We start from the raw sequence: 1247 nt of genomic DNA on the forward strand, positions 1-1247 counted from the left end.
ATGATCCGCACCGCTAATACAGGACACGCTACTAAGCAACACTCTTTAGTTCATAGTTTTCTGGACTGATATAGCCCAGAGCACTGTGCCTTCTTGTTCGATTGTAATCAACCTCGATGTATTCAAACACAGCCCGACGCATTGTTTCTCGATTCATGATTGGCTCGTATTGCACCGCTTCAACCTTCAACGAGTGGAAGAAGCTTTCGGCGCAAGCATTATCCCAACAATTCCCTTTACGGCTCATGCTTATCTTCAAACCATGCGCCAAAGCTAGGTTTCGATAAGCGTGTGAGCAGTACTGGCTGCCTCTATCGCTGTGAACGATGACTCCTGTGGGCATGCCGCGACGAAACAGTGCCATACGGAGCGCATTACAGGTTAAGTCAGCTGTCATTCGGGGGCTCATCGCCCACCCTACGACAGCGCGTGAGTAAAGGTCGATGATAACGGCCAAGTACAGCCAGCCCTCGCTGGTCATTAGGTAGGTGATGTCGCCCACCCATTTTTCATTGGGCGCCGCAGCGGTAAAGTCTCTCCCAAGCAGGTTTGGCGCTACAGGAAGGCGATGGTCGCTGTTAGTCGTCACTTTGAATTTGCGGGCTGCTTTGGGCACGAGCTGTTGCCGTCTCATGCTATCAGCAATGGTTTTTACATTGGCTCTCTCGCCGTCATCTGCCAGTTCGGCCTGAATGCGTCGGGCACCATCGCGCTGTTTGCTGGCGTCAAATGCGGCCTTGATTTTCCTATCCCTGTCATCACGTTTCAGTTGTCGTTTACCAAGCTCGGAGCTGGCGTTACGCCATGCATAATACCCACTACGCGAGACCTTGAGCACAACAGTCATACGCTTTACCGAGAAGCGATGCTGGTGCTCAAGCATGAATGCAAACCGGTTCACTTTTGATTCTTCGCGAAGTAGGTAGCCGCCTTTTTTAGAATGGCGAGGTCCTCTGCTTGCTCTGCGAGCTGGCGTTTGAGTCGCGCCACTTCGGCCGTGAGCTCAGCTTCGCGCTGACTGGTGTTCGTATTCTTCTCTGCGGCATTACGCCAGTTGTAGAGTTGGGAGTCGTATATACCCAGCTTTTTAGCGGCGGCGCTTACCCCTTTGATTTTTGCTAGCTTAAGGGCTTCAGCTTTGTACTCAGATGTATAGGTTTGTCGTTTGGTCTTTGATGTCATTGTTCACCTCGTTAAACGATTTTACTCGCTTAGCGTGGTGTCCAAAACTATCGGGGCGGATCACT

1 protein-coding gene is annotated in these 1247 nt (G+C 51.2%); it reads right to left on the reverse strand.

Going from position 1 to position 1247, the window contains the following annotated elements; all coding sequences use genetic code 11:
* Positions 1-31 precede the first annotated feature (31 nt).
* A protein-coding gene (locus tag FTA96_RS21375) for an IS3 family transposase (protein WP_145574846.1) occupies positions 32-1182 on the reverse strand; the annotation gives its coding sequence in 2 pieces (ribosomal slippage) (positions 32-939 and positions 939-1182; 1152 coding nt in all).
* Positions 1183-1247: the final 65 nt, after the last annotated feature.

The sequence above is a fragment of the Yersinia alsatica genome, from assembly GCF_902170305.1.
Classification (GTDB): domain Bacteria; phylum Pseudomonadota; class Gammaproteobacteria; order Enterobacterales; family Enterobacteriaceae; genus Yersinia; species Yersinia alsatica.